Source organism: Streptomyces sp. CNT360, from assembly GCF_000424785.1.
Window position 1 is genome coordinate 117,301 of record NZ_KE384245.1, and the last position, 24,542, is coordinate 141,842.

Here is a 24,542-nt window from a genome sequence, read left to right on the forward strand (position 1 = left end):
CAAGGGTGGGGGGCTTTCGTCGTGGGGTACCCTGAGCTTCATGCGTGCCGTACGCCTTCTGCTTAGCGAGCCGCGCTGAACCACTGCCGGTCCCTTCTCCGCGGGCCGGAATCGGCGCGGCTCCCCCTCCTGTGCGAGGGGTTTTTTCATTTCAAGGGCGCTGGGCAGAGACGACCGATGGAGCTTTGAGGACGATGAGCGAGACGACCACCGCCGCCGAGACCGCGGCCCCTTATCGCTACACGGCGGCGCTGGCCGCCGACATCGAGGCGCGCTGGCAGGACTTCTGGGAGAAGCAGGGCACCTACGAGGCGCCCAACCCCGGCGAGGGCCCGCTGGGCGGCGAGCCGGCGCGGGCGGCCCGGCCCAAGAAGTTCATCATGGACATGTTCCCGTATCCGTCGGGTTCGGGGCTGCACGTCGGACATCCGCTGGGCTACATCGCGACCGACGCGCACGCCCGTTACCACCGCATGACCGGGCACAACGTGCTGCACACCCTGGGCTTCGACGCGTTCGGGCTCCCCGCCGAGCAGTACGCCGTCCAGACGGGCACGCACCCGAGGACGTCCACCGAGGCCAACATGGTCTCCATGCGGGCCCAGCTGCGCCGGCTGGGCCTGGGCCACGACCAGCGCCGGTCGTTCGCGACGATCGACCCGGAGTACTACCGCTGGACCCAGTGGATCTTCGTGCAGATCTTCAACTCCTGGTACGACGCCGAGGCACGCAGGGCACGTCCCATCGAGGAGCTGGTCGAGCAGTTCGCCTCCGGCACGCGGGAGACCCCTGGAGGCTGGGCCGCGTGGCGCGAGCTGAACGAGCGGGAGCGGGCCGACCTGCTGGGCGAGTACCGGCTGGCGTACGCCTCGGACGCCCCGGTCAACTGGAGTCCCGGGCTGGGCACCGTGCTGGCCAACGAGGAGGTCACCGCCGACGGCCGCTCGGAGCGCGGGAACTTCCCCGTCTTCAAGGCGAAGCTGCGCCAGTGGAACATGCGGATCACCGCGTACGCGGACCGCCTGCTGGAGGATTTGGACGAACTGGACTGGCCCGAGGCCATCAAGCTGCAGCAGCGCAACTGGATCGGCCGCAGCGAGGGCGCCCGGATCTCCTTCCCCGTCGGGGACGCGGGCATCGATGCCTTCACCACCCGCCAGGACACCCTGTTCGGCGCCACCTACATGGTGCTGGCCCCCGAGCACCCGCTGGTCGAGTCGGTCGTCCCAGAGGTGTGGCCCGAGGGCACGCGGGAGGCGTGGACGGGCGGGTATGCGACGCCCGCCGAGGCCGTCGCCGCCTACCGCGCGCAGGCCGAGGCCAAGTCCGACGTGGAGCGTCAGGCGGAGGCCAAGGACAAGACCGGCGTGTTCACCGGCGTCTACGCCACCAATCCGGTCAACCAGGAGCAGATTCCGGTCTTCGTCGCCGACTACGTGCTGATGGGATACGGCACCGGCGCGATCATGGCCGTCCCCGCGCACGACCAGCGCGACTTCGAGTTCGCGCGCGCCTTCGAGCTGCCGATGCGCTGCGTGGTCGAGCCGAGCGACGACCGCGGCCTGGACCCGTCGGCCTGGGCGGACGCGTTCAGCTCGTACGAGGCCGCCATCGTCAACTCCAGCAACCAGGACATCAGCCTGGACGGCCTGGGAGTGGCCGAGGCCAAGGAGCGGATGCGGCGCTGGCTGGAGGGGCACGGCCTGGGTGAGGGTACGGTCAACTACCGGCTGCGCGACTGGCTGTTCAGCCGGCAGCGCTACTGGGGCGAGCCGTTCCCGATCGTCTACGACGAGGACGGCATCGCGCACGCCCTGCCCGAGTCGATGCTGCCGCTGGAGCTGCCGGAGGTCGAGGACTACTCCCCGCGCACGTTCGACCCGGAGGACGCCACCGCCTCCCCGGAGACACCGCTGTCCCGCAACCAGGAGTGGGTCCACGTCACGCTGGACCTGGGGGACGGCAAGGGCCCGCGGCGGTTCCGCCGGGAGACCAACACCATGCCCAACTGGGCGGGCTCGTGCTGGTACGAGCTGCGCTACCTGGATCCGCACAACGAGCAGAAGCTGGTCGACCCGGAGGCCGAGCGCTACTGGATGGGCCCGCGCGAGGGCATGCCGCACGGCGGTGTCGACCTGTACGTGGGCGGCCAGGAGCACGCCGTGCTGCACCTGCTGTACGCGCGGTTCTGGTCCAAGGTGCTGCACGACCTGGGACACATCTCGTCCGTCGAGCCGTTCCACAAGCTGTTCAACCAGGGCATGATCCAGGCGTACGTCTACCGGGACGCGCGCGGCATCGCCGTACCGGCCGCCGAGGTGGAGGAGCGCGACGGCGCGTACTACTACCAGGGCGAGAAGGTCAGCCGGCTGCTGGGCAAGATGGGCAAGTCCCTGAAGAACGCGGTCACTCCGGACGAGATCTGCAGTGAGTACGGTGCCGACACGCTGCGCCTGTACGAGATGGCCATGGGCCCGCTGGACGTCTCCCGGCCCTGGGACACCCGCGCGGTCGTCGGCCAGTTCCGGCTGCTGCAGCGGCTGTGGCGCAACGCCGTGGACGAGGCGACCGGAGCGGTCACCGTCGTGGACGCCCAGCCGGACGAGGCCACGCTGCGCGCCGTGCACAAGGCCATCGACGGCGTCACGCAGGACATGGCCGGGCTGCGCTTCAACACCGCCATCGCCAAGATCACGGAGCTGAACAACCACGTCACCAAGTTGCGCGAGGTGCCGCGCTCCGTGGTCGAGACCCTGGTGCTGCTGATCGCCCCGCTGGCCCCGCACGTCGCCGAGGAACTGTGGCGCAAGCTGGGCCACGAGGAGACGGTCGTCTACGAGCCGTTCCCGGTCGCCGACCCCGCGTATCTGGTGGACGAGACCGTCACCTGCGTCGTCCAGATCAAGGGCAAGGTCAAGGCGCGGCTGGTGGTCTCGCCCTCCGTCTCCGATGCGGACCTGGAAGCTGCTGCCCTGGCCGAGCCGGTGGTCGTCAAGGCCCTGGGCGGCGCAGGGGTGCGCAAGGTGATCGTCCGGGCGCCGAAGCTGGTCAACATCGTCCCCGCCTGAGCGGACCCCTACGGGACGTTCCCGGGGCGGTTCGGGGTTCGACTGGAACCCTGGGCCGCCCCCGCGCGTTTAGGCTGGACGGAGACGGTGGGAGCGACCGACGGAGGAGCGACCTGTGGACGTGGGACTCGTCATCGGGCTGGTGCTCGTGCTGGCCGTCCTCATCTGCGGCACTCTCGTGACCGTGCGGGCCGTCGCGAGAGGCGTCGAGCGCACCGGCGCGCACATGCGGCGTTCGGTCGAGGAGACCGCGCTCAAGGCGCGCTCCGTGCAGCCCGGGCCGGTCGGCGAAGCCGCCCGCATCCGCCTGGAGTTGCGCGCCTCCATCGACAGCACGCGTGCCGCGCTGGAGGCGGGTGTCCGAGAGGATGCGGGGCTCGCCGACTCCCTCCACCTGCTGGACCGGCTCCACGACCATGCCCGCCAGCTCGACGGCGAGCTGCGGCTGCTGATGGAGCACGAACCGGACCGCGCCCGGCTGAGCGCCGACCTTCCGGAGGCACGCGAGCGGATGCGCCGCATCAAGGAGTCCGCGGACTCGCTGCGCTTCGCCGCGCAGGACCGGGCACGCCGGTTCGACGCCGAGGGGCTGGCAGCGCTCCGCGACCAGATCGACATCGAGTCCGGCGCGCTGCGGCACTGGACGCCGGGGCCGGCGAGCGCCGCTTCGACCGACTCGGGCGGCGCGGGTGACCGGACGCGCAGCTCCTCGTCGTCCCCCTCGGCGTCCTCCGCCTCGGAGGATGCAGGCTCGGACCGGCGCGCGCTGGGCCCCTCCGAGCAGGGGCTCGACCCGTCGCTGACCGATCCGACGGCCGATCCGGCCGCCGACAGCCGCAGGCGGTCCCGGCACCCGTTCGAGAAGCGCTCCCCGCGCAGCGCCTCCTGAGCCCCGTCCGCCGCCCGATACGCTCCGTTCCATGCACGGCCGCCTCGCGATCATCACCGACTCCACCGCCTACCTGCCGCCCGCGGCCCTGCGGCGGCACCGGATCGAGGCCGTGCCGCTGACCGTCGTCCTGGGTGACCAGGCCCTGGAGGAGGGCACGGAGATCTCCGCGCGCTCGCTGGCGGCCGCCCTGCGCGAGCGCCGGCCCGTGACCACCTCGCGGCCCAGCCCGGACACCTTCGCGCGCTCCTACCGCGCCGCCGCCGAGGCCGGGGTGGACGGGATCGTCTCCCTTCACCTGTCGTCCGAGTTCTCCGGCACCTACGACGCGGCCCTGCTGGCAGCGAAAGAGGCGCCCGTGCCGGTGCGGGTCGTCGACACCGGGGTCGTCGCGATGGCCCTCGGCTTCTGCGCCGTGGCCGCCGCCGAGACCGCCGAGGCGGGCGGCTCCCTGGACGAGGCCGTGGCCGCTGCGGAGAAGTGTGCCGAGGGCACCTCCGCGGTCTTCTATGTCGACACGCTCGACTATCTCCGCCGGGGAGGCCGGATCGGGGCGGCACAGGCGCTGCTGGGGTCGGCTCTCGCCGTCAAGCCGCTGCTGGAGGTCTCCGAGGGCCGGATCGGCATGCTGGAGAAGGTCCGCACCGCCTCCAGGGCCGTCGCACGCCTGGAGGAGATCGTGGTGGAGCGGGCCGGTGACGCCCGGGTCGACATCGCCGTGCACCACCTGGCTGCCGCCGAACGCGCCGACCGGCTCGCCGAGCGCATCCGTGAGAGGGTGCCAGGCCTGCGGGAGCTCCACGTCAGTGAGGTGGGCGCCGTCATCGGCGCCCACACCGGGCCGGGGCTGCTCGGGGCCGTGCTCTCCGTGAGGTGAGGGGCCTCGGGGCGGGTGCGGGGCAGGAGAATTGGGGGAGAGAAGTGGGCCGCGGGTGAGGTAGGTGGGGGCGGGAGTGCGCGGGCCGAGGTGCAAGCCCCTCGTGTGAGTGAGCGAGTTGTCCACAGCCCGCGGCTTGTCCACAGCAATCGAGCAAGATCACTGCGAATGCCTGCGGCTGCCTAACGTCCCTGGCATGAGCGAATTCTCCGGACGGTACGAAGGCGGCTCCGCGGGGGCCGAGGGCTGGGCGGCGGGGCCGACGGAAACCGCGCGGCACGCGGCAGGGGCCGTGGACAGGGGCGGGCCGGGTGCCAGGACGGCAGGAACGTCACCCACCGACCACGACGGCCCGTCAGCCGAGCCGATCCGGGCACCACGGGACGACGGGACGGTCGCAGCCGATGACGGCCGCGGCGGTCCGCGGTCCCGCCCGCCCTCGCGACGGCGCCCGCCGCAAGGTCCGCACGGCAGCGCGGGAAGCGGGCCGGGACGAGGGGAGGGCCACCGCCTGCCGCGGCGCGGCTCACGACGGTCGGAGTCCCGGCCGGGCGGGGGTGCCGCCGTCCGCGCCCAGGCGCTCCTCGCGGACCGGGAGCCCACCGGGACGCCGCGCCCCGCGGGACCGGCGCCGCACCACGAGGAGATCTCCCCGACGGACGTTCCGGCAGCTCACGGCACCATGGTGTCTCCCAGCGGTCTCGACGTCCCTGCCGGCCGCATGCTTCCCGGCGGCTCGGCCCCTTCCCCGGACGTCGCCCCGCCCAGGACGCCGCCCCTCGATGACGCGCTCGCGGCGCCGACGCTCGCCACCCGGACCAGGCCGATGGTGGAGCGGCCGTCTCCCGACGTGGACGGCGCACCGGTCATGCCACGGGCCGAGGCCGTCGCCGCCGCCCGCGCGGCTGTCATGCGCAGCCGGGAGAAACGGGACCTGGACGACCGGGATGGGGAGAATCCGGGCTGCGGGGAGCGCGAACGGGAGCGGTGGGGCTGGGCCACGGACGGTGGGGAGCACAGGGCCCGGCAGGAAGAGGAACGGGCGCAGTCCGCTCGGCGGCAGGCACCGGCGGAGCATCTTGCGGGCGGGCACCGGTCGAAGGCGGAGGAAGAGGACGAGCACGAGTACGGGGCCGAGTTCGGACCGCAGGACGGATCCGAACCCGAGAGGGTGGGCGGTGGCTTCTTCACGGACCCCGTGGACCGGTGGCAGGGCAGCGAGCGCGAGACGGAGAAGCCCTTGCCGCTGCGGCAGCGCTGGGGGCTGGCGCTGGAGGAGCGGCTGCCGGTGTGGCTACGACTGCGCTGCGGGGTCGAGCCGAAGACACTCGTGGCGCTGGCCCTCGTCCTGCTGGTCGCCGTCGGCTTCGCCGTGCACCACTTCTGGGCGGGGGAGCCCGAGGGGGTCGCGGTTCCCAGTTCCGGTACCGCCCGAGACGCCGGCTCCACGGCGCACTCCCCGGGCGCCTCCCCGATGCCTGGGAGTCGGGGGACGCAGGCAGGCGGTGCCCAGGGTGCCTCCGCCGGCCCGTCCTCGGGCAAGCAGCTTGTGATCGACATCTCCGGGAAGGTGCACGACCCGGGCGTGCACCGGCTGCCCGCCGGGTCGCGGGTGACCGACGCGCTGGAGGCCGCCGGCGGGCTCCGTAAGGGAGCGGACACCCGGGGGTTGAACCAGGCGCGGTTGCTGGTGGACGGAGAACAGATCGTGGTGGGCGAGCCCGGGAAGGACGGTGCCCCACCGGCCGCCGCCCCGGGCGGAACCGCCACAGGGGGAGCTGCTTCCGGAGGTGCGAGCGGTGCCCCCGCGGCGCCGATCAGCCTCAGCTCGGCGACTCCCGAGCAGTTGGAGAACCTGCCCGGGGTCGGGCCGGTACTGGCCCAGCACATCGTGGACTACCGCACCGAGCACGGGGGCTTCAGCTCGGTGGACCAGCTCAAGCAGGTCAACGGCATCGGCGAGAAGCGGTTCGCCGACATCGAACCGCAGGTGTCCCCGTGACCCCCGAACCGGTGGCCGGCGCCCCTCGCCCGCCCGGACCGGACTTGCGCCCGCCCGGACCGGACGTGGCGCCGCCCCCCGCCGTGCGGCCGCGTCGGGCTCTGCCACGCGGCTCGCCCGGCGAGGCGGAGAAGCCGTCCGGACAGCCGCAGGACCTACGCCTCGTCGGGCCCGCGCTGGCGGCCTGGGCGGCGGCTGCGGCAGCCCTTGGCGCCTCGGGCGCGCAGGCCGCGGTCGGCGTCACCCTGTGCGGCCTGGCGGGGCTCCTCCTGGTGGCACTGTCGCTGCGGGGCAGGCGTGGTGAGCCGGAGGGCACCCGAGCGCGCCGAGAGGAGCCCGCAGCGGGCAGCGGCCCCGCAGCGGATCGCGGCGTCACGGCGGGCCGCAGTCCGTGTCAGTCCGACCGTAGCCGAGGCCGGACCGCCCCGGCGCCCGGTGTTGCCCGCGCCCGTCGTGGAGCCCGGACGCTGCTCATCGGCGCGGCGGCCTGCCTGCTGTGCGCGGCGGCGGCAGGTGGCAGCGCTGCCCTGCACGCCGCCGACCTGCACAGAGGTCCGGTGCCTGCGGTGGCGAAGCAGCAGGCGCACGCCACCGTCGAGGTCGTCGTCACGGGAGACCCCCGGATGTCGCGGCCGCGGGTGCATGGCGCGCGGCAGTCGCCCGGGTCGGTCGTCGTCCCTGCCGACGTGGTCACTCTCGTGGCCGGCGACGGCGCGCGAACCCGACTGCGGACGCCGGTGCTGCTGTTGGTCAGGTCGGAAGAGGGACGGAAGGAAGACGGGACACAGGATCGTGCGCCTGCCGAAGGGGCGGGGCAGGACGAGAACCCGCGGGCCGGGCGGGGCGGAGAGGAGAAGGCCGGAGGGGACGACGAGCGGGCCGGACAGGGCGGAGGGACAGCAGGCAGCGGTCGGGGTGGCACCGTCACCTCCTCGCGGGCCGCATGGCTGAGACTGCTGCCCTCCACCCGGTTGCGGGTGCGTGCCGAAATGGTGCCGCCTGCCACCGACCGCAAGGGCGCCCAGGACATCGCCGCCGTGCTGTTGCTCGGCCACGGCCCGCCCGAGGTCGTCGAGGGCCCCACGGCGGTGCAGCGGATCGCGGGCGACCTCCGTGCCGGGTTGCGCAACGCGAGCGCCGGGCTGGGCGAGGATGCGCGCGGCCTGCTGCCTGGCCTGGTGGTCGGCGACACCTCCCGGCTGAGCCGCGAGCTGGAGGACGCCTTCCGCGCCACGGACATGACCCACCTCGTCGCCGTGAGCGGGGCGAACCTCTCCATTCTGTTGGTGCTGCTCATCGGACCGCCGGGCCTCGCTCACCGGGCGGAGCGGCGCGGACTCGCGCCGCGGCTCGGGCTGCCGTTGCGGACGACGGCCGTGGTGGCGGCTGTGCTGACGCTGGGCTTCGTGGTGGTCTGCCGGCCGGAACCGAGTGTGCTGCGGGCGGCGGCCTGCGGGCTTATCACGGTCTGGGCGATCGGGACAGGGCGGCGGCGTTCGCTGCTGCCGGCGCTCGCGACCGCGGTGCTCGTGCTGCTCTTCTACGACCCCTGGCTGGCGCGGGACTTCGGGTTCCTGCTCTCCGTCCTGGCCACCGCTTCGCTGTTGACGGTGGCTCCCGGATGGTCAGAGGCGCTGCGCACAAAGGGGTGCCCGGGCCGACTCGCGGAGGCGCTGGCCGCTGCGGCCGCCGCACAGGCGGCGTGTGCGCCGGTCGTCGTGGTGCTGGCGGCGCACGTGAGTCTGGTGGCGGTGCCGTGCAACCTGCTGGCGGAGTTCGCGGTGGCACCCGCCACTGTGCTCGGGTTCGCCGCGCTGGGGGCGGCTCCCCTGGCACCTCCGTTGGCCGAGGGGCTCGCCTGGCTGGCGAGTTGGCCGGTCGAGGCCATCGCGGGGATCGCGAGAACGGGTGCCGGACTGCCCGGGGCGGAGATCGGCTGGCCCGGTTCGTGGACGGGAGCATTGGGGCTGGCGGCTCTGTTGGGCGGGTTCGTGCTGCTTGCGGTGCGGCTGAGGCTGCCGCACCGGCCGTGGTGGTGTGCCGCGTGTGTGCTCGTGCTGTTGGTGGCCCTGGTACGGCCGGTGCCGCTGGTGCGGCCGTTCACGGGGTGGCCTCCGGCCGGATGGCGCATGGTGGCGTGCGATGTCGGTCAGGGCGATGCACTGGTGCTGGCGGTGGACGGGAAGAGCGGTGGCGGGGGAGGGGCTGTCGTGGTGGATGCCGGCCCCGATCCGAAGGCGGTCGACCGCTGTCTGACCGGGCTCGGGGTGACGTCGGTGCCCCTGGTCGTCCTCACGCACTTCCACGCCGATCATGTGGCCGGGCTGCCCGGGGTGTTGCGGGGCAGGAAGGTGGGGGCCATCGAGACGACGGCCCTCGCCGAGCCTGCGGGCCAGGCCGAGTTCGTGCGCGCAACGGCCCGACGGGCCGGGGTGCCGGCGCTGATCGCGGAAGCGGGGGAGCGACGGCACACCGGTGACCTGCGATGGGAGGTGGTGTGGCCGCAACCCGCCGCTCCGGCCGGTGTGCCGGAGGGCAGCAGGGGGTGGGGAGCTGGAGGAGAAGGGAAGGGCGAAGGGGAGGGTGCCAACGACGCGAGCGTCACGCTGCTCGTGCGCACGGCGGGACTCACGCTGTTCCTCCCTGGCGATCTCGAACCGGACGCGCAGCAGGCTCTGTTGCGGTTGCGCCCCGATCTGCCGCGGGTCGACGTACTGAAGGTCGCCCACCATGGTTCGCGGTTCCAGGATCCGGAGCTGCTGCGGCGGTTGCGGCCGCGGGTGGCCCTCGTCTCGGCAGGGCGGGACAACCCGTACGGACACCCGGCCCCCGGGACGCTGGCCGCACTGGCCGCCGAGGGGGCCCTGGTCGCCCGTACGGACCGGAACGGGGCCCTGGCGCTGGTGCGGCGCCCGGACGGCACCCCTGCTGTGGTCACTCAGCGTGGCAGTGCGGCCACGTCGGGGGCGCATGGGATGCATGAGTCGGTTTCGCGCGGGCCGGGCGACGACTGCGGGAACCGCGCCATGCAGGCCGAAGGCTCTCCCCTCAGTCGTGCTCCAGCCAGCCCTCGTGCTCTTCGGCGACGGTGGCCAGAAGCGCGGGGTCGTAAGCGGCGTCCGGGTCTTCGAGAACCACCAGCCACTGGGCGTCCTCGGCATCGTCCTCCCCCGCGAGAGCGTCGCGGACGAGTTCGGGTTCCTGGGGGAGCCCGAGCCGCAGCTCCAACTGCTCGGCCACCTCCTCGGCCGCGTCCCTGTCGGGCAGTACCAGTACATGCCGTGCGTCGTCGCTCACCGTGGCATTGTCCCAGCGCACCACTGTCACGCTCCGCGTACTCCGGGGGACGAGGCGAGGCCCCCTTGGGCGTCATCGGGTGTCACCGGGTGGCAGTCAATGCGATCGGGGAGCACCAGGTGGCACCGGGGGCCGCGACGAGGCACCCGCACCTCACGAGCCGCCCCCGGCACGTGTCACCGCGAGGCACCATTGAGGCCCCACCGAGGGGCGACGGCGTGGAGTGAAGCGGTGTGCAGCCGGCAGGTCAGCCTGGGCGGCATTCCCTGTCGGTACGGCGTGGGATGCTGGTTCGCGATGGCTGCGCGTAAGAAGACCTCGGACGATCCACTCGCCCCCCTGACCCTCGCGGTGGGCCAGGAGGAGCTGCTCATCGAGCGGGCAGTACGGGTGGTGATCGACGCGGCACGCGCCGCCGACGCCGACACGGACGTGCGGGATCTCGCGCAGGGTGAGCTGCAGCCGGGCACGCTCGCCGAGCTGACCAGCCCGTCGCTGTTCGCCGAGCGGAAGGTTGTCGTCGTACGAGCGGCCCAGGACCTGGCGGCGGACACGGTCAAGGACGTGAAGGCGTATGTGTCGGCGCCGGTGGAGGAGATCACGCTCGTCCTCGTGCACGCCGGCGGTCCGAAGGGCAAGGGACTGCTGGATGCCGCGCGCAAGGCCGGAGCGCGGGAGGTCGAGTGCCCGAAGATGACGAGGCCCGCCGACCGGCTGGCGTTCGTCCGGGGGGAGTTCCGGACCGCGGGACGCTCGGCGACGCCGGAGGCGTGCCAGGCGTTGGTCGACGCGATCGGCAGTGATCTGCGGGAGCTTGCTTCGGCATGCGCCCAGTTGACCGCCGATGTGGAGGGCACGATCGACGAGGCCGTGGTCGGCCGCTACTACACCGGGCGGGCGGAGGCTTCCAGCTTCACGGTCGCCGACCGGGCGGTCGAGGGGAAGGCCGCCGAGGCGCTGGAGACCCTGCGCTGGGCGGTCGCCACGGGGGTCGCCCCCGTTCTGATCACCAGCGCGCTGGCGCAGGGGGTGCGGGCCATCGGCAAGCTGGCGGGCGCTCCGCGCGGGGCACGCCCGGGCGACCTGGCCCGCGATCTGGGAATGCCGCCGTGGAAGATCGACCGCGTGCGCCAGCAGATGCGTGGCTGGACGCCGGACGGGGTGGCCGTGGCGTTGCGCGCCGTCGCGGAGGCCGACGCCGCGGTGAAGGGCGCCGGCAGTGACCCGGAGTACGCACTGGAGAAAGCCGTCGTCGCCATCGCCGGTGCCGCCCGCTCCCGCTGACCCTATCTCTGGGCGGGTCACCCCCTGGGCCTCCAGACACCCACCCCGGCCCTCTCCCGCCCACGCTGCGAGGCCGAGACTCGCCCCGGCAAACCAGCCCCACCCAGCACCGGGCGCCCCGCATCGGGGCCCACCCAGCGTCGGCCGCCGGCCCGACAGCGGTGCCCCGTCCGACATCGGGCAGCCCCCACCCCGCACCTGGCCCCACTCCGCGTCGGGGCCCACCCAGCACCGGGCGCCGCCCCGCATCGGGGCCCACCCAGCGTCGGCCGCCGGCCCGACAGCGGTGCCCCGCCCGACATCGGGCGACCCCCACCCCGCACCGGGCCACGCCCGGCATGGGTGCCCCGGCATGCGGAAGACCCCGCCCGGGGCCTGGGGAAGGGCCGGGCGGGGTCTCTCGTCGTGCTGTGCGAGGCGCCGCACCCGCGTGGCGAACGCAGGCCGCGTGCGGCGCGCTGTCTCAAACGGTGGCTCGGACGTACGGCGGATGAGAGAGGGCCCGCCTTGCGACGTCGGAGCCGGTCGGGTCACCCTTCCCCGGAGTTCTCGTCCGGAGGAGCCCCCGTGCGGGGGCCGGGGCCCGGCGGGCCGAGAGGCGTCGGTCAGCCGTTGAGGGTGGCCACGTGCTTGGCCAGGGCCGCCTTCTTGTTGGCAGCGTTGTTCTTGTGCAGAACGCCCTTGCTGACGGCCTTGTCGAGCTTGCGGGCGGCGGCCTTGTGGGCCTCGCTCGCCTTGGCGGTGTCGCCGGCGGCGACGGCCTCGCGGGTGCGACGGATCGCGGTCTTCAGCTCGGACTTGACGGCCTTGTTGCGCTGCCGTGCCTTCTCGTTGGTGTTGATCCGCTTGATCTGGGACTTGATGTTCGCCACGAAAGAGCCTTTGCGGTTTCGGAGTTTCAAACGCCGGTGCCGTCGGGCACCGCACAGTGCATCCGTGCCATCCGGTGCCGTCAGGCACAAGGCACAGTCGCCCAGGCTACCAGTCGGGCGTGCACCCCTCCCAATCCGGTCGGTACCCGGCGCGCATGGGACCATGGTGTGCGACACACCCGCGCGCGATCCCGGCGGAGCCTCCGTCGGCCCCTTCGTGCGGTCACCACGCTGAAGCACCAGCACCAGCACCGAGCATCTGCACCAAGCACCTGCACCGAGCACCGAACCGCCAGCCCGAAGTCACCGACAGGCCAGACCCGACAGGACACTGCGTGCCCGCGACCCCAACGAACGCGCCGGAGCCGAGCCGTACCGACCCGGCGCTGATCCGTAACTTCTGCATCATCGCGCACATCGACCACGGCAAGTCCACGCTTGCCGACCGGATGCTCCAACTGACCGGCGTCGTGGACAAGAGGCAGATGCGCGCGCAGTACCTCGACCGCATGGACATCGAGCGCGAGCGGGGCATCACGATCAAGTCCCAGGCCGTGCGGATGCCCTGGGCGCCCACGGCCGATCCGGGCTCCCCGCACGTGCTCAACATGATCGACACGCCGGGTCACGTGGACTTCACCTACGAGGTCTCCCGTTCGCTGGCGGCGTGCGAGGGGTGCATCCTGCTGGTCGACGCCGCGCAGGGGATCGAGGCGCAGACCCTCGCCAACCTGTATCTGGCGATGGAGCACGACCTGACGATCATCCCCGTGCTCAACAAGATCGACCTGCCGGCGGCCCAGCCGGAGAAGTTCGCCGCGGAGCTGGCGCACCTGATCGGCTGCGAGCCGGAGGACGTGCTCAAGGTCTCGGCGAAGACGGGCGAGGGTGTTCAGGAGCTGCTGGACGAGGTCGTCCGGCAGGTGGCCCCGCCGACCGGTGTGGCGGACGCCCCGGCGCGCGCGATGATCTTCGACTCGGTCTACGACGCGTACCGCGGTGTGGTCACCTACATCAAGGTCGTCGACGGCAAGCTCAGCAAGCGCGAGCGCATCCGCATGATGTCGACCGGCGCCACGCACGAGCTGCTGGAGATCGGTGCGAACTCCCCGGAGATGACGCCCGCCGACGGGCTGGGCGTGGGCGAGGTCGGCTATCTGATCACCGGTGTGAAGGACGTGCGCCAGTCGAAGGTGGGTGACACGGTCACCCAGCAGACCAAGGGCGCCGAGAACCCGCTGCCGGGCTACAAGGACCCGAAGCCCATGGTGTTCTCGGGGCTGTATCCGCTGGACGGTTCGGACTACCCGCTGCTGCGGGACGCGCTGGACAAGCTGCTGCTCAACGACGCCGCGCTCACCTACGAGCCGGAGACCTCGGCGGCGCTGGGCTTCGGTTTCCGGGTGGGCTTCCTGGGGCTGCTGCACCTGGAGGTGATCCGCGAGCGCCTGGAGCGGGAGTTCGGTCTCGATCTGATCGCCACGGCGCCCAACGTGATCTACCGGGTGGAGATGGAGGACGGCACCGAGCATGTGGTGACCAACCCCAGCGAGTTCCCCACCGGGAAGACCGCCACCGTGCACGAGCCGGTGGTACGGGCCACCCTGATCGCGCCCAGCGAGTTCATCGGCGCGATCATGGAGCTGTGCCAGTCGCGGCGCGGCAATCTGCAGGGCATGGACTACCTGTCGGAGGACCGGGTCGAGTTGCGGTACACGCTGCCGCTGGCGGAGATCGTCTTCGACTTCTTCGACGCGCTGAAGTCCCGCACCCGTGGCTACGCCTCTCTCGACTACGAGCCGACCGGCGAGCAGGAGGCCGACCTGGTCAAGGTCGACATCCTGCTCCAGGGCGACAAGGTGGACGCGTTCTCCGCGATCGTCCACCGGGAGAAGGCGTACTCCTACGGCACCCGCATGGCGAACAAGCTGCGCGAGCTGATCCCGCGCCAGCAGTTCGAGGTGCCCATCCAGGCGGCTGTCGGCGCCCGCATCATCGCCCGTGAGACGATCCGCGCGATCCGCAAGGACGTGCTGGCCAAGTGCTACGGCGGTGACATCTCGCGGAAGCGGAAGCTGCTGGAGAAGCAGAAGGAGGGCAAGAAGCGGATGAAGGTCGTCGGCCGGGTGGAGGTGCCGCAGGAGGCGTTCATCGCGGCGCTGTCGACCGACGACGGCGGCGGCGAGAGCGGCAAGGCCAAGAAGTAGCCGCCGCCCGGTCAGGACGGTTACCCCGGGTTCCCCCTACGATCCGTGCAGCAGCCCCCTTACGTAAGGGGGCTGCGGCGTTTAGTCTGATCACTGCTCAGTAGTTACTCACGAGTCATAAGCGCGGGCCCGCTCCCACCGGACGGCCACCGAGCACGACGTGGCACAGGGCGCGCGGCACGCGTTGGCGCACGACGCAGGACGAGACGCAGAACGTAGGACGCAAGGACGCGGGTCCCGGAGGATGGCGTGAGCGACACACAGTCCCTGATCGAGAACCGGCCGCCCTCCGTGGCGACGCTCTTCCTGGAACGGGTCGAGGCCACTCCCGAGGCGGAGGCCTACCGCTACCCGGTCGTCCGCCCCGCAAGCGCGGGGGAGGGGCCCGACGAGTGGCGCTCCTACACCTGGCGTGAGGCGGCCGAGCGGATCTTCTCCGTCGCGGCCGGGCTCATGGACCTGGGGGTCCGCCCCGAGGAGCGGGTCGCCATCGCGTCCAGTACGCGGATCGAGTGGATCCTCTCCGACCTGGGGATCCTGTGCGCGGGGGCGGCGACGACCACCGTCTACCCGAGCACCAATGCGGACGAGGTGGCCTACATCCTCGCCGACTCGGACAGCAGGGTGCTGATCGCCGAGGACGCCGAGCAGGTCGCGAAGGTCCGCGCGCACCGGGACGAGCTGCCCGAGCTGGCGCACGTGGTACTGATGGACGGCGAGCCGGAGGCGGCGGACGCCGAGGCGGGGTGGGTCATCGGCTTCGCGGAGCTGGAGCGCCGCGGCGCCGCCTACCGTGCGGAGCACCCGGAGGCAGTCACCACGACGGTCCGGTCGCTGCGCCCCGACCAGCTCGCCACGCTGATCTACACCTCCGGTACGACGGGCAGGCCCAAGGGTGTGCGGCTGGCGCAGGACGCCTGGTCGTACATGGCCAAGGCCGTGCCTCCGACCGGGCTGCTGCACCAGGACGACGTGCAGTACCTGTGGCTGCCGCTGGCGCACGTGTTCGGCAAGATGCTGATCTCCGCGCAGATCGACTCCGGCCACGTGATCGCCGTGGACGGCCGCGTCGACAAGATCATCGACAATCTGCCGGTCGTGCAGCCGACGAAGATGTGCGCGGTGCCGCGGATCTTCGAGAAGGTCTACAACGGCGTCGCGCAGAAGGCGCGGGCCGGCGGCGCGGCCAAGTACAAGATCTTCCAGTGGGCGGCCGAGGTCGCCCGCGAGTACGCGAGGACCACGCAGGACAACCAGCGCCGCACCGGCGTCCCCGACGCACCGACCGGCCTGAAGGTCAAGCACGCCGTCGCCGACCGGCTCGTCTACAGCAAGCTGCGAGAGGCGTTCGGCGGCCGCATGGCCGGCTGTGTCTCCGGCTCGGCCGCGCTCGCTCCCGACCTGGGCTACTTCTTCGCGGGAGCCGGCATCCCCGTACTGGAGGGGTACGGGCTCACCGAGTCGTCGGCCGCCAGCTTCTGCAACCGCAGCGACAACTTCCGTACCGGCACGGTCGGCAAGCCGATGCCGGGCACCGAGGTGCGGATCGCGGACGACGGGGAGATCCTGCTGCGCGGACCCGGCATCATGCAGGGCTACCACGGGCTGCCGGACAAGACCGCGGAGGTGCTGGAGGAGGACGGCTGGTTCCACACCGGTGACATCGGCGAGCTGTCCGAGGACGGCTACCTGCGGATCACCGACCGCAAGAAGGACCTGATCAAGACCTCCGGCGGCAAGTACATCGCGCCTGCCGAGGTGGAGGGCCAGTTCAAGGCCGTCTGCCCGTACGTCTCCAACATCCTCGTGCACGGCGCGGGCCGGAACTTCTGCACCGCACTGATCGCGCTGGACGAGCCGGCCGTCACGGCCTGGGCGGCGGACCAGGAGGACCTCAAGGGCAAGCCGTACGCCGAGGTCGTCGCCTCCGAACAGGTGCGCAGCCTGATCGACGGCTACGTCGAGGAGCTGAACACGGGGCTCCAGCGCTGGCAGACGATCAAGAAGTTCCGCATCCTGCCGCGCGACCTGGACATCGAGCACGGTGAGCTGACGCCCAGTCTCAAGATGAAACGCCCGGTCGTGGAGCGGGAGTTCGGCGACCTGATCGAGGAGATGTACGCGGGGGCACGCGAACGCTGAGCCGCTCCCGGCCACCGCCCCGCTGCCCGGCCGGTTCGCCCCGGCCGGTCGGCGGGACGCGGTGCGGTGGGCGCGGGTGAGGGCGGGCGGGGAGCTCAGACGCCGCGGAGTTCGGCGAGCGCGTCGGTCAGGCAGGCCACGTCGCGGGCCAGCCGCGCGGTGTCGGCGCGCTCGCCGCCGCGGCCGCCCGCGGGTTCGCCCGCGCGGCGCTCAGCGAGTGGGGCGCCGGCGGTCCGGCCGCGGACGACGCCGTGCTGTTGATCAGCGAACTGGTCACCAACGCCGTCGTGCACGCGGGCACCAGTGTCGAACTGGAGTGCCGCTACGGGTCGGGGGCCGTCTACGCGGAGATCACCGACCGCCACCCGGCCCGCCGGGTCGCCGACCGGGGCGCCGAGGCCCACGGCCTCGGCTTACAGCTCGTCGGAGCGCTCGCCAAGGAGTGGGGCATCAACTACCGCAGGGACCGCAAGGCCGTCTGGTTCCTGCTCGCCCAGACGACGGACCCGCTCACCCCCGGCACAGCCATTTCCCTTCCGGTTCCCCCTCCGGCGCAGCCGCCCGCCCGCCCCGCTCGGCCCGCCTCCTCTCCGGCGCCGCCCCCGCCCCGTGCGGCGCTGTGGGGGCGCAGCTCGGCCGCAGGAGGCCAGGCGTGGACCAGCCACGCCGCCCTCTCCTTCCTCGCCGAGGCGTCCGACCTGCTGGCGGGACACACCGACGAGGAGCAGGTCGCCTCGCTCGCCGGGCAGCTCCTGGTGCCCCGGTTCGCGGACTGGTGCGCGGTATGGCTGCGTGACGACGACCGCTCCCGGCTGTCCCGGCTCGCCCGTGTGTGGCACGCCAGGGAGAGCCGTATCCAGGAGCTGCGCGGCGCACTCGCCCAGGACCCGCCCCCGGACGCGCCCCGCGCCCTGCCCGGCCAGGCCGTTCCCTGGCGCAGGCCCGCCCCCGCGCCGGGCGCCGGGAGGGCGGAGGCGGAGGGAGCCGCTCGCGGGCCCGCGCGGACGGACATCGACGGGGAGGGCGAGGCGGGGATCGACAGGGACTGCGCGGCGGACGGGAGCGGGAGAGCCGTCGGCGCAGTCCGCTGCGACCTGGTGGTCGGCGGCCGCACGGTCGGCACGCTGGTGCTCGGCCGGGACGGCCCGCTGCCGGTCCCGGACGAGGCGCTCGGCCTGATCGAGGACTTCGCCCGCCGGGTGGCCCTGGCCGTGCTCGCCGCGCGCCGCTACACCCAACAGGCCACCATCAGCCGGGTTCTGCAGCGGGGGCTGCTGCCCCGCGAGGAGATGCGGGTACCCGGCCTGGACACCGCGCTCGTCTACGAGCCGGCGGGGGAGGGCGCCTGCGCGGGTGGCGACTTCTACGACCTGCTGCAACTGCCGGACGGACGCTGGCGCTTCGCCCTCGGTGACGTGTGCGGCAGCGGACCGGAGGCCGCCATCGTCACCGGCCTGGCCCGCCCGGTGCTGCGGCTGCTGGCCCGGGAGGGCTACTCCGTGCCCGAGACGCTGGACCGGCTCAACCGGGAGGTGGGCGAGCAGGCCCGCTTCCTCTCCGTCGTCTACGGCGAACTGGCCTTCCGCGGCGACCTGGTGGACTCCACCCTCACCTGCGCCGGGCACCCGCTGCCGCTGGTGCGGGACGCCGCGGGGCAGGTGCGCACCGCTGCGCTGCCGCAGCTGCTGCTGGGCGTCGCCCAGCAGGTGAGCTACGAGAGCCAGTCCTTCACCCTGCATCCCGGCGACACCCTGCTGTGCGTCACCGACGGCGTGACCGAACGGCGCTGCGGCCGCCACCTGTTCGACGACGCGGACGGGCTGGCCAGCCACTTCGCGGACTGCGCCGAGCCGGACGCGCGTGGCATCGCCGAGCGCCTGCGCCGCGCCGTGTACGCCTTCGCTCCGGACCTGCCCGACGACGACCTGGCCATGCTGGTGCTGCGGGCACCCTCCCACCCGGGTCACGCTCCGGCCCGGTGACGTCGTGGCCCGGCCACCGAGCCGCTCGGTCCACGAGTGCCGAGCCGGTCAGTCCACGAGGTCCCGCACCACCGCGTCGGCCAACAGGCGGCCCCGCAAGGTGAGCACGGCCCGACCCCGTCCGTACGGCTCCGGCTCCAGCAGGCCGTCGTCACGGGCCCGCTCGGCGGCCCGGGTACCCTCTTCGGCCAACAGGTCCAGCGGGCAGCCGTCCCGCAACCGCAGCTCCAGAAGGATCCGTTCGACCCGCCGGTCCTCGGCGCCGAGCACCTCGCGGCCCGCACCGGGGGAGCGTCCCTCGGCGAGCGCCCTCGCATAGCCGGCGGGGTGCTTGACGTTCCACCAGCGCACCCCGCCGACGTGGCTGTGCGCCCCGGGCCCGGCGCCCCACCAGTCGGCACCGGTCCAGTACAGCTCGTTGTGCCGGCACCGTGCCGCCGCCTCGTTCGCGACCGCCCAGTTGGAGACCTCGTACCACGACAGGCCGGCCGCACCGAGCCGCTCCTCGGCGATCAGGTAGCGGTCCGCGTGCACGTCGTCGTCCGTCATCGGCACCTCGCCCCGCCGGATCCGCCGGGCGAGCCGGGTGCCCTCCTCGACGATCAGCGCGTACGCCGACACGTGGTCGGGTCCGGCGTCCAGCGCCGCGTCCAGGGTGGCCCGCCAGTCGTCGTCCGTCTCGCCCGGTGTGCCGTAGATCAGATCGAGGTTGACGTGCGAGAACCCCGCCTTGCGGGCCTCTGCGACGCACTCCTGGGGGCGGCCCGGCGTATGGGTGCGGTCCAGTACCCGCAGTACGTGCTCGCGTGCGCTCTGCATGCCGAACGAGATCCGGGTGAAGCCCGCCTCGCGGAGCTGCGTCAGGTAGGCAGGATCGACGGACTCCGGGTTCGCCTCGGTGGTCACCTCGGCGCCCTCGGAGAGCCCGAACTCCTCGTCGATCGCCTTCAGCATGTGCCCCAGGTCGGCGGCGGGCAGCAGGGTGGGCGTGCCGCCGCCGACGAACACGGTCTCCACGCTGCGGGCGTCCTCGCCCAGCACCCGGCGGGCGAGGCGCACCTCCTCCACGACCTGCTCGGCGTACCGCTCGCGCGAGGTGCCGCCCAGCTCTGCGGCGGTGTAGGTGTTGAAGTCGCAGTAGCCGCAGCGGGTGGCGCAGTACGGCACGTGCAGATAGAAGCCGAGCGGGCGCGACGCCGCGCCGTCGAGCGCGTGGCTGGGCAGCGAGCCGTCTGCGGGCATCGGCTCGCCGTCGGGAAGTGCGGAGGGCATCTGTCCATTGTCCCCGCTCGCCGGTGAAGCCTCCTCGGCGGCCGGGCGGCCGGGCGGCCGGTGTGCGGCTGCGGGACCGGTGGCGCGTGGCGGGGCCTGGGCCGGTGTCAGACGGTCCGGCCCCGCGCGGTCGTCACGCGCCGGCCGCGCAGCGCACCGTACACGGCGCCGACCGCCGCAGCCTGCACCAGAGCGGAGACGGCGAGCAGCAGCACCATGCCCCAGCCCTCCCCCGGGAGCACGGGCAGCAGGACGACGGAGACGGGTGCCGTGGCGAAGAACATCCACACGCCCGCGAACGAGGCGTCGGGCCCCGGCGCGAACAGCGTGACCCCGACGGTGAACAGCACGCTGGCGGCCACCAGCGCGAGATAGACCAGCGACGCCGGGTTGAGCAGCAACCTGCGTACGCTCACCGGCCCCCGCGCGGTCCTCGCCCGCTTCCTGTCCGTGGACGACGCTGCCATGACCGTTCCCCTGTCCTGTGCCGCACCTGTGTGCGGTCGCGTGCGGTGTACCCCGTCACCGTAGGCACGCCTCGTGCGGCCCGGCATGAGTACGGATACTCACGCCCCTCGTCCCGCGGAGGCCCGCACCGTCCTCAGGCCCCCTCCGGCGCGGTCACGAAGTCGATGAGCTCCTCCACCCGGCCCAGGAGCGCGGGCTCCAGATCCTTGTAGGAGCGCACGGCGCCCAGGATGCGCTGCCAGGCGGCACCGGTGTTCGGCTCCCAGCCCAGCCCGGCGCACACGCCGAGCTTCCAGTCCTGCCCCCTGGGCACACGCGGCCACCCGTCGATCCCCACGGATGAGGGCTTCACGGCCTCCCAGATGTCGATGTAGGGGTGTCCGACGACCAGGACGTGACCGCCGCTGACCGCGGCCGCCTCCGCCGCGATCCGTGACTCCTTCGAGCCCGGCACCAAGTGGTCCACCAGCACGCCGAGCCGCGCGTCGGGGCCGGGCCCGAAGCCCTCCACCACGGCGGGCAGGTCGTCGACGCCCTCCAGGTACTCCACGACGACCCCCTCGATCCGCAGGTCGTCGCCCCACACCTTCTCCACCAGCTCCGCGTCGTGCCGTCCCTCGACGTAGATGCGCCCGGCGCGGGCGATCCGGGCCCGCGCCCCGGGGACGGCGATGGACCCGGAGGCGGTCCGCCGCGGCCCCGCGGGCGCCGCCGCGGAAGCGTTCGCGGCGGGCCGTACGAGGGTGACGGTCCGCCCCTCCAGCAGGAATCCGCGCGGCGCCATGGGGAAGACCCGGTGCTTGCCGAAGCGGTCCTCCAGGGTGACCGTGGGCCCCTCGGCGGTCTTCTCGCACCTGACGACGGCCCCGCAGAACCCGGTGGCGACCTCCTCCACCACGAGGTCCCGTTCGGCGGCCACCTCGGGCACGGCCTGCTTCCGCTGCCACGGGGGAGTCAGGTCCACGTTGTCGTATCGGCTGTGCATGCCGCTCATTCTGCTACGAACCGCCTCGTCAGCTCGTCCCGTTGGGCCCGGACGAACGCGGCGTCCACCGCCGACCCGTGGCCGGGCACGTACAGCGCGTCCTCGCCGCCCAGTGCCAGCAGCCTCTCCAGCGCGTCGGGCCAGCGGGCGGGGTGGGCGTCGCGGCCGGCCTGGGGCTCGCCCGACTCCTCCACCAGGTCGCCGCAGAAGACGACGTCGGGACGGCCGGGCACCAGCACCGCCAGGTCGTGTTCGGTGTGGGCCGGGCCCATGTTGGCCAGGACCACCTCGCGCCCGCCCAGGTCGAGGGCGAGCTGACCGCTGACCGGATGGTGCGGCCGCACCAGCACGTCGGCCGCCTCTGCCGCCTCGTCCGCCAGCAGCCCGTGCGCCACGGCGTCGTCGCGGAGCGCCTCCGCGTCCCGGGAGAGCAGCTCGGCGGCGCCGACGGCCCCGTACACCTGGGCGCCGGAGAAGACGGCCGTGCCGAAGACGTGGTCGAAGTGCGGGTGGGTGAGGGCGACCCAGGCCACCCGCCGCCCCAGCAGCGCGGCGACGTCGGCGCGGACGGCGGCGCCCTCCCGCAGCGAGGAGCCGGTGTCGACGACAAGGACTCCGTTCTCCCCTGCGACGGCCCCCACCGTCGCGTCCCACTCGGGCAGTCTGCGCCGCAGCACCCCGTCCGCGAGCCGCTCCCAGCGCCCGCCGGCCCCCTCGGCATCACCCGTACCGTTCCCTTGCGCCTGCATACGACGACGCTAACCGCAGTGCGGGGCCACCGCCCTGCCAGGGACCGGCGCGCACGGCCGGGTTGCGGGTACGGTCGGGCGGCGTTCCGGTCCGACGGCCCTTGCCCCGGCTGTGGTGACCGGCCGTACACTGGCCCAGGGACTTGGCACTCCGGCGCGAAGAGTGCCAAGGAACGCCAGGGAGTGCCAGGGAGAGAGCCGGAGACCACCCCGCCGGGGGCGGCTTCGGACCAGCAGGCGGGACGGGAGGTGTGCGCCATGCTCAGCGAGCGCCGACTGGAAGTGCTCCGCGCCATCGTCCAGGACTACGTGGGTACGGAGGAGCCGGTGGGCTCCAAGGCCCTCACGGAGCGGCACAACCTGAAGGTGTCCCCGGCCACCGTGCGTAACGACATGGCGGCGCTGGAGGACGAGGGCTACATCGCGCAGCCGCACACGAGCGCGGGCCGGATCCCCACCGACAAGGGGTACCGCCTGTTCGTCGACAAGCTCGCCGGCGTCAAACCGCTCTCCACCCCGGAGCGCCGCGCGATCAGCAACTTCCTGGAGGGCGCCGTCGACCTCGACGACGTGGTGGGGCGCACGGTGCGGCTGCTGGCCCAGCTCACCCGCCAGGTCGCCGTCGTGCAGTACCCCTCGCTGACGCGCTCGACGGTGCGCCACGTGGAGCTGCTGGGGCTGGCGCCCGCGCGGCTGATGCTGGTGCTCATCACCGACACGGGCCGCGTCGAGCAGCGGCTGATCGACTGCCCGGCGCCGATCGGCGAGACGGTCCTGGCGGACCTGCGCGCCCGGCTCAACAGCCGCGTCGTCGGTCAGCGTTTCACCGAGGTGCCCTCGCTGGTGCAGGACCTGCCCGAGTCCTTCGACGCCGACGACCGGGCCACCATCTCCACGGTGCTGGCCACCCTGCTGGAGACCCTGGTCGAGGAGACCGAGGAACGGCTGATGATCGGCGGCACGGCCAACCTGACGCGGTTCGGCCACGACTTCCCGCTCACCATCAGGCCGGTCCTGGAGGCGCTGGAGGAGCAGGTGGTCCTCCTCAAACTGCTCGGCGAGGCCAAGGACCCGGGCATGACGGTACGAATCGGGCATGAGAACCAGCACGAGGGGCTGAGTTCCACATCGGTCGTCTCGGTCGGCTACGGTTCGGGCGACGAAGCAGTCGCCAAACTCGGCGTGGTCGGACCGACCCGCATGGACTACCCCGGAACGATGGGAGCTGTACGCGCAGTGGCACGGTACGTCGGACAGATCCTGGCGGAGTCATAAGTGGCGACGGACTACTACGCGGTCCTCGGCGTGCAGCGTGACGCCTCGCAGGACGAGATCAAGAAGGCGTTCCGCAGGCTCGCGCGCGAGCTGCACCCGGACGTCAACCCGGACCCGAAGACCCAGGAGCGGTTCAAGGAGATCAACACCGCCTACGAGGTGCTCTCCGATCCGCAGAAGAAGCAGGTCTACGACCTCGGCGGGGACCCGGCCTCGGGCGCGGCGGGAGCCGGTGCCGGCGGCTTCGGCGGCGGTTTCGGCAACTTCAGCGACATCATGGACGCCTTCTTCGGTACGTCGGCGCAGCGCGGCCCCCGCTCGCGCACCCGCCGCGGCCAGGACGCCATGATCCGCCTCGACATCGACCTGGACGAGGCCGCGTTCGGCACCACCAAGGACATCCAGGTCGACACGGCTGTCGTCTGCAACACCTGCAGCGGTGAGGGCGCGGCGCCCGGCACCTCCGCACAGACCTGCGACATGTGCCGCGGGCGCGGAGAGGTCTCCCAGGTCACCCGCTCCTTCCTGGGGCAGGTCATGACCTCGCGGCCCTGCCCGCAGTGCCAGGGCTTCGGCACGGTCGTGCCCACCCCCTGCCCCGAGTGCGCGGGGGACGGCCGGGTGCGCTCGCGACGCAGCCTCACGGTGAAGATCCCCGCGGGTGTCGACAACGGCACCCGCATCCAGCTCGCCGGCGAAGGTGAGGTCGGCCCGGGCGGCGGCCCGGCGGGCGACCTGTACGTGGAGATCCACGAGAGCTCCCATCCGACCTTCCAGCGCCGCGGGGACGATCTGCACTGCACCGTCACCATCCCGATGACGGCGGCTGCCCTGGGCACCAAGGTGCCGCTGGAGACGCTCGACGGCATGGAGGAGATCGACATCCGCCCCGGCACCCAGTCCGGGCAGTCGGTCCCCCTCCACGAGCGCGGCGTCACGCATCTGCGCGGCGGCGGTCGCGGCCAGCTCATCGTCCACGTCGAGGTCACCACCCCCACCAAGCTGGAGCCGGAACAGGAAGAGCTGCTCCGGCGGCTGTCGGAACTGCGCGGCGAGGAGCGCCCGACCGGCCAGTTCCAGCCGGGCCAGCAGGGCCTGTTCTCCCGCCTGAAGGACGCCTTCAACGGGCGGTGAGTCCCTGTCGGGCCGGGGGTCCGGGGGTTGTCCCCTGGA

Annotated in this window: 15 protein-coding genes and 2 pseudogenes; 11 read left to right on the plus strand and 6 right to left on the minus strand. The window is 72.8% G+C overall.

Features of this window, described 5'->3' with window-relative positions; all coding sequences use genetic code 11:
- The first annotated feature begins 194 nt into the window (after positions 1-194).
- The 5 genes and pseudogenes from leuS to H297_RS42265 form a co-directional block, all read left to right on the plus strand.
- Entirely contained in the window at positions 195-3,068 is a 2,874-nt protein-coding gene (gene leuS, locus H297_RS0129795; RefSeq protein ID WP_027740032.1) for a leucine--tRNA ligase, read from the plus strand.
- A 115-nt stretch (positions 3,069-3,183) separates the two neighbouring features.
- Positions 3,184-3,957: a hypothetical protein gene (locus tag H297_RS39160; protein WP_051352289.1), complete on the plus strand. Its 774-nt coding sequence runs from the start codon at positions 3,184-3,186 to the stop codon at positions 3,955-3,957.
- Positions 3,958-3,988: 31 nt separating this feature from the next.
- Positions 3,989-4,834: a DegV family protein gene (locus H297_RS0129805; RefSeq protein WP_027740033.1), complete on the plus strand. Its 846-nt coding sequence runs from the start codon at positions 3,989-3,991 to the stop codon at positions 4,832-4,834.
- Between the two features lie 196 nt (positions 4,835-5,030).
- Positions 5,031-6,836 (plus strand): ComEA family DNA-binding protein, encoded by a 1,806-nt coding sequence (locus H297_RS44665; RefSeq protein WP_486589723.1) that lies wholly within the window; start codon positions 5,031-5,033, stop codon positions 6,834-6,836.
- Positions 6,837-7,693: 857 nt separating this feature from the next.
- Positions 7,694-9,742 (plus strand): annotated as a pseudogene (locus H297_RS42265) (ComEC/Rec2 family competence protein); the annotation flags it as partial.
- Between the two features lie 142 nt (positions 9,743-9,884).
- On the opposite strand, the gene H297_RS44670 reads toward H297_RS42265, so the two are convergent.
- A complete protein-coding gene (locus H297_RS44670) occupies positions 9,885-10,133 on the minus strand; it encodes a hypothetical protein (RefSeq protein ID WP_027740036.1) in 249 nt (82 codons plus the stop codon).
- Positions 10,134-10,430: 297 nt separating this feature from the next.
- Here H297_RS44670 and holA point away from each other — a divergent pair, with 297 nt between their 5' ends.
- A complete protein-coding gene (gene holA / locus H297_RS0129825) occupies positions 10,431-11,417 on the plus strand; it encodes a DNA polymerase III subunit delta (protein ID WP_037795749.1) in 987 nt (328 codons plus the stop codon).
- A gap of 605 nt (positions 11,418-12,022) precedes the next feature.
- Here the strand turns inward: holA and rpsT are convergent.
- Positions 12,023-12,289 (minus strand): 30S ribosomal protein S20, encoded by a 267-nt coding sequence (rpsT, locus tag H297_RS0129830; protein WP_027740038.1) that lies wholly within the window; start codon positions 12,287-12,289, stop codon positions 12,023-12,025.
- Positions 12,290-12,624: 335 nt separating this feature from the next.
- Between rpsT and lepA the strand changes: the two genes are divergently transcribed.
- The 3 genes and pseudogenes from lepA to H297_RS39165 all read left to right on the plus strand — a co-directional run.
- Entirely contained in the window at positions 12,625-14,496 is a 1,872-nt protein-coding gene (gene lepA / locus H297_RS0129835) for a translation elongation factor 4 (protein ID WP_027740039.1), read from the plus strand.
- 249 nt (positions 14,497-14,745) lie between these two features.
- On the plus strand, positions 14,746-16,638 hold the full coding sequence (locus H297_RS0129840) for an AMP-dependent synthetase/ligase (RefSeq protein ID WP_027740040.1): 1,893 nt from the start codon (positions 14,746-14,748) through the stop codon (positions 16,636-16,638).
- Positions 16,639-16,775: 137 nt separating this feature from the next.
- Positions 16,776-18,620: pseudogene (locus H297_RS39165) on the plus strand (SpoIIE family protein phosphatase); the annotation flags it as partial.
- A 48-nt stretch (positions 18,621-18,668) separates the two neighbouring features.
- Here H297_RS39165 and hemW read toward each other — a convergent pair.
- From hemW to H297_RS0129865, 4 genes are all read right to left on the minus strand, one after another.
- On the minus strand, positions 18,669-19,892 hold the full coding sequence (gene hemW, locus H297_RS0129850; RefSeq protein WP_027740041.1) for a radical SAM family heme chaperone HemW: 1,224 nt from the start codon (positions 19,890-19,892) through the stop codon (positions 18,669-18,671).
- Between the two features lie 107 nt (positions 19,893-19,999).
- On the minus strand, positions 20,000-20,308 hold the full coding sequence (locus tag H297_RS0129855; protein ID WP_027740042.1) for an SCO4225 family membrane protein: 309 nt from the start codon (positions 20,306-20,308) through the stop codon (positions 20,000-20,002).
- 185 nt (positions 20,309-20,493) lie between these two features.
- The gene (locus tag H297_RS0129860; RefSeq protein ID WP_027740043.1) at positions 20,494-21,345 is read right to left on the minus strand and encodes a DUF3097 domain-containing protein; all 852 of its coding nucleotides are present in this window, start codon (positions 21,343-21,345) and stop codon (positions 20,494-20,496) included.
- Positions 21,346-21,350: 5 nt separating this feature from the next.
- Positions 21,351-22,094 (minus strand): MBL fold metallo-hydrolase, encoded by a 744-nt coding sequence (locus H297_RS0129865; protein ID WP_027740044.1) that lies wholly within the window; start codon positions 22,092-22,094, stop codon positions 21,351-21,353.
- Positions 22,095-22,352: 258 nt separating this feature from the next.
- Here H297_RS0129865 and hrcA point away from each other — a divergent pair, with 258 nt between their 5' ends.
- A complete protein-coding gene (gene hrcA, locus H297_RS0129870; protein WP_027740045.1) occupies positions 22,353-23,369 on the plus strand; it encodes a heat-inducible transcriptional repressor HrcA in 1,017 nt (338 codons plus the stop codon).
- Positions 23,370-24,503 (plus strand): molecular chaperone DnaJ, encoded by a 1,134-nt coding sequence (dnaJ, locus tag H297_RS0129875; RefSeq protein WP_027740046.1) that lies wholly within the window; start codon positions 23,370-23,372, stop codon positions 24,501-24,503.
- The last annotated feature ends 39 nt before the right edge of the window (positions 24,504-24,542 follow it).